Raw genomic sequence first — 7,549 nt, forward strand, 5'->3', positions numbered from 1 at the left:
TAGATAAATGAAGTTCTTAAAAACTAAACTAGCTATCGCACTATTAGCGACAGGATTAAGCTTTTCAGCAGCAGCTGCAGATATAACAGTTGCTTATGATTCAGACCCAGTGACGCTTGACCCGCATGAGCAGTTATCAGGCGGCGTAATGCAAATGTCGCATATGTTATTTGATCCACTAGTTCGTTTTACAAAAGACTTTGATTTTGAAGCTCGTATTGCTGATAAATGGGAACGTATCGATGATAATACTTTCCGTTTTACATTACGCAAAGACGTTAAATTCCACTCAGGCAACAAACTAACTGCAGATGATGTCGTGTGGACATTTAACCGTTTAAAAACATCAGGTGACTTTAAAGCGATTTTTAGCCCTTACGAAAAATTAGTTAAAATCGACGATTACACGGTTGAAATTACTTCATTTGAACCTTACCCACTGGTTTTACAAACAGCGACTTATATCTTCCCAATGGACAGCAAGTTCTATTCGGGCGAGAAAGACGGTAAAGACAAATCAATTATCGTTAAGCACGGTAGCTCATTTGCATCAACAAACGTATCAGGTACAGGCCCATTCATCGTGACTTCACGTGAGCAAGGCGTAAAAGTGGTATTTGAACGTTTTGAAGATTACTGGGATACAAAATCACCAGGTAATGTTGATAAGTTAACAATGGTGCCAATTAAAGAGAACGCAACACGTGTTGCAGCCCTGCTTTCTGGTGACGTTGATTTGATTCATCCTGTTGCACCAAACGATCAAAAACGTGTTATCAAAACTAAAAACATCGATTTAACTACGGTTGCTGGTACACGTATTATTCAATTACAAATGAACCAAAACTCACATGAAGCTTTAAAAGATGTGCGCGTTCGCCAAGCGATTGTGCATGCTATTAACAATGAAGGTATTGTTAAAAAAATCATGAAAGGTTTTGCAACAACCGCGGGTCAATTAAGCCCTGCTGGTTACCCTGGTCACGATGATTCATTAGTGCCACGTTACAACCTTAAAAAAGCAAAACAGTTAATGAAAGAAGCTGGTTACGAAAAAGGCTTTACGTTAACGATGATGGCGCCTAATAACCGTTACGTAAATGATGCTCAAATCGCACAAGCCTCTGCTTCAATGCTCGCTAAAATCGGTATTAAAGTAGACCTTAAAACGATGCCAAAAGCACAATACTGGCCTGAGTTTGATAAATGTTCTGCAGATATGATGATGATCGGTTGGCATTCAGATACAGAAGATTCTGCGAACCTCTCTGAGTTCTTAACCATGACACGTGATAAAGAGTCTGGTAAAGGCGCTTATAACTGTGGTCATTACTCAAATCCAAAAATGGACGCATTAGTTAACCAAGCAAATGCGGAAACAGATCCAGCAAAACGTAAAGTGATGTTACAAGAAGTAGAACAGATCCTTTATAAAGATGCTGCATTTGTACCACTTCACTGGCAGAACCTTGCTTGGGGCGCAAAATCTAACCTAGATGTAGCACCTATTGTTAACGCACTTAACTTCCCATACTTTGGCGACCTAGTGGTTAAATAAAGTAGTGAAATAGTGTGATTAAATAACGTCGTTAAACAATATCGTAAATAATGTTATCTAACGACGGCAGTACAGGTTAATGCTTTGGCTCAGTTAGCAAGGCATTAACAAATAGGGAGCTTGCCGTGTTTTAGTCTGTTGTAAAAACAGAAAATCAAAACACAGTAAGCCACCCATTTTTATATTTTATAGGGAACAAGGAATGTTTACATTTCTGGTCAATCGACTCTTTCAAGCGCTAATAGTGATGTTTGTCATCAGTTTGGTGGCATTTGCAATTCAAGATAATCTCGGTGATCCACTGCGCGAGATGGTAGGCCAATCAGTATCGGAAGAAGAACGACAAGTACTGCGTGACGAGCTTGGGTTAAATGACTCGTACATGGAAAAATATACGCGCTTTATCGGTAATGCCGTACAAGGTGACTTAGGCACATCTTATTTCTTTAAACGCCCTGCATTAGAGGTGATATTAGATAAACTACCCGCAACACTAGAGTTAGTATTTGGCGCCACGCTGATTATTATATTCTTAGCGATTCCACTCGGCGTGTACTCCGCGATTCATCCTAAAAGCACCTGGACAAAAATCATCATGGCGCTTAGTAGCATAGGCATCTCGGTACCGGTTTTCTTAACCGCTATCATGCTCATGTTCTTATTCTCAATCGAACTCAATTGGCTCCCCTCCTACGGACGTGGTGACACGATCAACATATTAGGCTGGGAAACAGGTTTCCTCACTAAAGATGGACTGTTACACCTTGTTTTACCGTGTATCTCATTGGCCTCTATTATGATGCCACTGTTCATTCGTTTAGTACGTTCAGAAATGCTCGAAGCATTAAGCTCTGAATACATTAAATTTGCTAAAGCAAAAGGGTTAGCAAGCAACAAAATTTATTACCAACATGCCCTAAAAAATACAATGCTGCCGGTATTAACCGTCGGTGGTGTACAAATAGGTACGATGGTCGCTTACACCATTTTAACGGAAACGGTTTTCCAATGGCCAGGCACTGGGTTTATCTTCTTAGAAGCGATTAACCGTGTTGATACGCCACTCATTACCGCTTATGTTATTTTTGTTGGCCTTATCTTCGTGACCACAAATACCATTGTGGATCTGTTATACGGGGTTATTAACCCGACTGTCGACATTACTGGTAAGGGAGCATAATTATGAATACTGTTACTTCTTCGCATGTTCCTAGCCGTTGGGAAAGCTTTAAAAACTCAGACTTCATCTACCACTTTAAGCGTGACAAAGTGGCGATGTTTAGTTTTGCGTTATTTATGGCCTTTTTTATTGCTGCATTATTTGCACCTATTATTGCCCCGACTAACCCTTACGACTTAATGGCTATCGACATTATGGATTCTGAGTTACCACCTTCTTGGTTAGAAGACGGTGATGCACGTTTCTTATTTGGTACCGATGACCAAGGTCGTGATGTGTTATCAACCATTTTATATGGTTCACGTTTATCACTAATGATTGGTTTTCTTGCGGTTGCCGTACAGCTAGTCTTAGGTATCGTGATTGGTTTATCAGCCGGTTATTTTGGTGGCCGTGTTGATAGCTTCTTGATGCGTTTTGCCGATGTACAACTGTCGTTTTCAACGATGATGGTAGCGATTATTATCACCGCTATTTTCAAAGCCAGCTTTGGTGCTGAGTTCTTTGCTGAATACGCTGTGGTCATGCTAGTGGTGATTATTGGTGTTGCAGAATGGCCACAATATGCACGTACCATTCGCGCCTCTGTATTAGCAGAAAAGAAAAAAGAGTATGTAGAAGCGGCCCAAGTAATGGGTTTTAAAGCGGGACGTATTATGTTCCGTCATATTCTACCTAACTGTTTATCACCTATTTTGGTTATCTCAACGGTACAAGTGGCTAACGCCATTATGTCTGAAGCAGCCCTGTCGTTCTTAGGTCTAGGTTTGCCCGTTGACCAACCTTCGTTAGGCGCACTGATCAGTATTGGTTTTAAATACATTTTCTCAGGTGCATGGTGGATAACAATCTTCCCTGGCGCAGTATTAATCAGCTTAGTATTAGTGATTAACTTACTGGGTGACTGGTTACGTGACGTGTTTAATCCGAAGATTTATAAGGGTTAACAAACAGGCTTTCAGCGGTTAGCTGTCAGTGATTAGTAAATTCAAAAACAGCGCCTCATTGAGTCGCTGTTTTTTTATGTCCGCGATAAAGTTTTTAGAGGATTATTGGAATACATTGGTTCGTAGGTCGTCTATCACTCGTTGATACGGTAATTAAGCTTATACCGCAGTGGTTTCAGCGGTGGCGTGAACTTTCCTTTGAATAGCCAAAGGAAAGTCAGTAAAGGAAAAGTGACCCGTGGGACTTATTTCTTTTCTGAAATACCGCAGGCTAAACCAAGAATGATACCAATGGAGGCTTCTTTACTGATTTCATCTCTTAATAATTGTGCGTGAGGTGTTGTTGCACCCAGCACCTTGGCAATACTTGGTGTCACTTTGCCATTAATAAAGGCGGTAATATTAGCCGAGGTCGTACCAAGTCGGCGACTTACGCTTGGGCAAGCATGCCCAGTGTGAAGTAACTTTTTAATATTGCCCGTTGTTGTTCCTGCCTTTGATGCGATTCCTACGTAACTCATAAATGTTCCCTGTAAATATAAATGCTCATATTAAGCGTCAAAAGTAGTGGTTATAATTTTTGATATAAAGCGAGTTTTTCTTTGAAATGAGGTTTCACTAACAATGAAATATAACCCTTTATTTTCTCTGAAATAGAGTGATTAATCTAAAGCTAACACAGGACTCAGTGGACTAACATTGTTTACTGTATTTATTGATGTGATCGCTAAATTGACTAGGTAGTTGTTGCGCCTTTGGTGGGTTATTTTTCTCTAAATGAGTAGCCAGTGCTTTATAAAATAGCGAAAAAATTGATCTTTCATCTCCGCTCATTCAGGTGTCCACTAAACGTAAACTGGAATTTTTGATGTTTAGTGTTTTTTGGAGGACCTAGTGTTAAGCGAACTCACGTTATTTCGCCCACCAGCCATTGTATGACCAGAGCACTCATTAGCGTTTTACACTAATGAATGCTTACTGTGCTTATTAACTCGCGTAATACTAAAATAATTCCTCAAATTGTTTCTCGTGAAATTTTTTCAAGTACAAGTTCACTCTTCTCTCAATGAATCGGCTTACCAATCACGAGTCGCCGTCAATGCTTCAATGTCAGCGTCAAAGCCATAAATCTTAGCTATTTTCTCAAAATCGACAGCAATACAATCTCTTGCAAGCGTTTCAATCTCGCTTTCGTTTTCCTCAAATTCCACTTGAAGTTCATTGAATTCATTAGTGGATTGATTTGTTAATTCATATAAATCTTCAAGGCTAGAGGGTTGAACATCTTCAATCTTGTAACACAAATGGATTAAGATACTCTTGCCTTTATCAACAAGATAATTGGGAAAATATCCATCTTCATACATATCATTTAAAAACTGATAAGTTTTAGCTTCTTCATTAATTAATTGCATGTTCCATCCTTAGTTTAAATTTATACATAACGCCCACCTTAGCGGACAAAAATTGTCGCCTAAACGTGTTAATAAACAGAAAAAACCAACTGCTTTTGTTCTGTTTAAATTTTTATGATGCGCTTTCCCAGTGCTTCGCTTGTGTGATCGCCTTTTTTAATAGCGACCAATTTAAAAGACTATACTGATATTCCCCTGCTTTTCCTTCAAAGATAAAACCGTAACTTTTGAGACGAAATGCCAAAATGGAGTAGAAGGCATCTACCGCACTAGCAGACTCAAACATATATGGGCCCTCTGCCAGTTCAAATATCGCTTCAACTCTCGTGAGTTCATTGCTAAGCGCGCTACTTATCTCAACGTTATTGACGATGTGTTTCAGCGTAAAAGGACATTGATTACGAAGACTCGAAAAACCCGAGTGCATTTCGGCACATAAGCTTCTGGCTAATGCACGATCCTTTATATTGCGAGGGTATAAGCCACCATTCGAAGACTCATTTATATATTCTGTTATCGCTAATGAATCATGTATAACAAGCGTTTCATCAATTAACACAGGCACTAAACCTACCGATGAGTATTTTAAAATGTCAGATTTATAATTAGCCGATCCCAAATCAATAACCTGCTCTGACACATCTATATTGACCAGTTGTAAACATATCCAAGCTCTTACAGACCAGGTTGAGTCTGTACCTACAATTAATTCCATTTAAAGTGCCCCATATTGAAACTGCATAGTGCATTGCTAAGTCGAAAGGAATAACTCGCTATCATGGCAGTGTGATGACCAACTGATAGCTTTCCGTTTAATAGCCTTATTAACTGTATCGAATTTATATACGAAGTGCTTCAACGATATCTTCAAATAGCGACTCCCTTCACTAAACATCTGCAAAACTTTTATACAGCGTTCGTTTACAAGCGCCACAAAAATGCTTCTCTCTGCGATCTCGACTATGCATTAGAGGTTGAAATTTAATATTCGATGAACTACAAAATCGGCATTTAATCGTTTCATTAGCTGCATCCGAATGCTCTGGATATTGAACGATATATTCACTAACAGTCGGCAGTTTGTCCCACTTGTTATCAATATTATCGGTTGTATCAGCTTGATAATAAAATATAGTTTTGAACAATCGAGCTGATTTTTTTAAGAAACTATCCATACATAACTCCCATGATTTATTCAAATAGTCGAAATGATTAACTTAAATACGCTTCAGGCATAATATGCCCAAAGATCAAAAAAGCAACATAAACATCAAGAAAAAGTGACCTGTAGGCAGGAAAATAAATAATGGAAAGATAACTCACGGAGGTTTAAACGGACTGAAACTATTGCTTATAGTGGAGAATGAACTGAAAAATCACCACTAGCAAACATTGTTTTCGTACTCATGCTTCTCCCATGGGACAATAAATCGTTTTTCTTCATCCTCTAATTCAAAGCAACAATATGTGGGGTCTTGTAAGCGAGATAATCTGTCTTTACAAACCACAAACGTGGAGGAGGTATACTTTTGCTCTAAAAAAGTAAGGGTATCCTGTAGCGTTGTGCCACTACCGGCGAAGTCTTCAACAACTAAAACATTAGAATAAAGAGGTGGAGGATCTCCCTTCCACGAAACCTTTCTAGTTGGGCGATGATATTCGACAAAGTAGACATTCAGCCCCGTCAAAAATGACAAATGCATACCTGCAAAGCTACCGCCTCTAAGCAAGATAAGAATCCCATCAAAATCTTTAGTTTTAACATCTGAAACGAATGCTTCCACTCTAGTCGCAATCTGGTCATAACTTAAATAATCAGCTCTACGTGTATCTTTTTTTATTTCATTTTTCATTGCCTGCTCAATAAATTAGAAAATAGAATAGTTTCTCCGTCACGCCAATGGCACATCACACTGCGTTTAAATCCCTACTAACGTTTCATACTCGTAATTCCATTGATTGAAAGCCAATGCCATCTTTTTCTCCTGCATCACCAACCATTTTGAAACCAAAGTTTTGATAAATTGGAATTGCGAATAGGGATGATCTGAGCGTATATATTTCAGCTATGCAGACATTTCGAGCATAGCTCCACAGGCTCTTAGAAATGCCTTTGCCTTGATGATTTTCGGCAACAAATAGATGGTATAAATGACTATTTCCTTTTAATGCCAAATAACCCACTATTTCCCCATGAATTTCATAAACAAAGTTTTGATATTCTTCGTTTATGATTCTATTTAAAAATGCTTTTTCCGTCAGCGTTTCAGCAAACCAATCAGGTAACTCGCTTTCAATACTTTCTAAGTAAAAATGCGAAAGAGATATTACAAGGGAGCATATTTTGGAAACATCATTTTCATTTGCTACTCGAATACTCATAGATTTACCTGAATGTTAAAGCCGTGTTAAGTGGATTAAAACGGCGGATAGCAACATTAGAAAATGG

General features: G+C 38.7%; 9 protein-coding genes. 3 read left to right on the forward strand and 6 right to left on the reverse strand.

Going from position 1 to position 7,549, the window contains the following annotated elements:
- Positions 1-7 precede the first annotated feature (7 nt).
- From CXF74_RS10325 to CXF74_RS10335, 3 genes are all read left to right on the forward strand, one after another.
- Entirely contained in the window at positions 8-1,558 is a 1,551-nt protein-coding gene (locus tag CXF74_RS10325) for an ABC transporter substrate-binding protein (protein WP_101082366.1), read from the forward strand.
- 202 nt (positions 1,559-1,760) lie between these two features.
- A complete protein-coding gene (locus CXF74_RS10330) occupies positions 1,761-2,738 on the forward strand; it encodes an ABC transporter permease (protein WP_101082367.1) in 978 nt (325 codons plus the stop codon).
- Positions 2,739-2,740: 2 nt separating this feature from the next.
- The gene (locus CXF74_RS10335; RefSeq protein ID WP_101082368.1) at positions 2,741-3,685 is read left to right on the forward strand and encodes an ABC transporter permease; all 945 of its coding nucleotides are present in this window, start codon (positions 2,741-2,743) and stop codon (positions 3,683-3,685) included.
- A 245-nt stretch (positions 3,686-3,930) separates the two neighbouring features.
- Here the strand turns inward: CXF74_RS10335 and CXF74_RS10340 are convergent, their stop codons facing one another.
- From CXF74_RS10340 to CXF74_RS10365, 6 genes are all read right to left on the reverse strand, one after another.
- Complete coding sequence (locus CXF74_RS10340; protein WP_101082369.1) at positions 3,931-4,206, reverse strand: hypothetical protein; 276 nt, start codon at positions 4,204-4,206, stop codon at positions 3,931-3,933.
- Between the two features lie 555 nt (positions 4,207-4,761).
- Entirely contained in the window at positions 4,762-5,100 is a 339-nt protein-coding gene (locus tag CXF74_RS10345) for a DUF5713 family protein (RefSeq protein ID WP_101082370.1), read from the reverse strand.
- 112 nt (positions 5,101-5,212) lie between these two features.
- A complete protein-coding gene (locus CXF74_RS10350; RefSeq protein WP_101082371.1) occupies positions 5,213-5,815 on the reverse strand; it encodes a glutathione S-transferase in 603 nt (200 codons plus the stop codon).
- A 172-nt stretch (positions 5,816-5,987) separates the two neighbouring features.
- Entirely contained in the window at positions 5,988-6,275 is a 288-nt protein-coding gene (locus CXF74_RS10355) for a hypothetical protein (RefSeq protein WP_101082372.1), read from the reverse strand.
- Positions 6,276-6,482: 207 nt separating this feature from the next.
- On the reverse strand, positions 6,483-6,953 hold the full coding sequence (locus tag CXF74_RS10360) for a hypothetical protein (protein WP_101082373.1): 471 nt from the start codon (positions 6,951-6,953) through the stop codon (positions 6,483-6,485).
- Between the two features lie 85 nt (positions 6,954-7,038).
- Entirely contained in the window at positions 7,039-7,482 is a 444-nt protein-coding gene (locus CXF74_RS10365) for a GNAT family N-acetyltransferase (protein ID WP_101082374.1), read from the reverse strand.
- Between the last annotated feature and the right edge of the window lie 67 nt (positions 7,483-7,549).

Source organism: Psychromonas sp. Urea-02u-13, assembly GCF_002835995.1.
In the GTDB taxonomy this organism is placed as follows: Bacteria; Pseudomonadota; Gammaproteobacteria; order Enterobacterales; family Psychromonadaceae; genus Psychromonas.